The organism is Aeromonas sp. QDB30 (assembly GCF_027707645.1).
Lineage (GTDB): Bacteria > Pseudomonadota > Gammaproteobacteria > Enterobacterales > Aeromonadaceae > Aeromonas > Aeromonas caviae.
Genome location: NZ_JAPCIY010000197.1, coordinates 1 through 682 on the forward strand (window position 1 = coordinate 1; position 682 = coordinate 682).

Genomic DNA, 682 nt, shown 5'->3' on the forward strand with positions numbered 1-682 from the left:
AAGGAAGTGCGCACTAAAGTAGCGTAAACAAGACACCGGTTTGAGGCCGGTGTCAGGTGATAACTAGATCTGTACAAGCATTTTTTATACTTCTTACCTGATCCGCATGGGCATGCACTATTTCTCCCTACATCATACCCTTTATTTGAGTCATCTTTAACTGCTGTCATATCATTAAGTATGTTGTCTTTTTCCATAACCATTCTTGCTTTATTTCTCATTTCAAATGACAGTTCTTCTTGATATTCAAAAACAATTATATCTTCTGAGCGAAAATTATTCCCTTTCGGCTCTGTTGCAAAAACAATGAAGTTATTACATTTTGGATATTTATATTTAGCCACAAATGCATAGGCATGCATAGAATTTTGTCGTGCCTCGCGATACTCTTCATAAGACTCCTCATCTTTTTTAGGATAAAACAAAAATATATACATATTGCTCTGATAAAGTGGGGATGTAGCTAGTCTTGCACTTCTCACATTTTTCGGAACAAGATGAAATTTTTCATTTAGTGCTTTACTTAAAAAATATCGCGACACCCTGTTTTCAGATGCTAAATATTTTATCGCTTTTTCATGAGTAGAAAACTCAAGATCAGCACCTAGGGAAGGTGCGAATAAGCGGGGAAATTCTTCTCGGCTGACTCAGTCATTTCATTTTTTCAGTTTGAGCCGATTTT

The 682-nt window shown here is 35.9% G+C and carries 1 protein-coding gene; it reads right to left on the minus strand.

Translation table 11 applies throughout. The annotated features are described in order from the left end of the window. On the minus strand, nucleotides 1–542 hold a 542-nt coding region (locus PG896_RS21095), incomplete at its 3' end, for an SEC-C metal-binding domain-containing protein (RefSeq protein WP_270836207.1). Nucleotides 543–682: the final 140 nt, after the last annotated feature.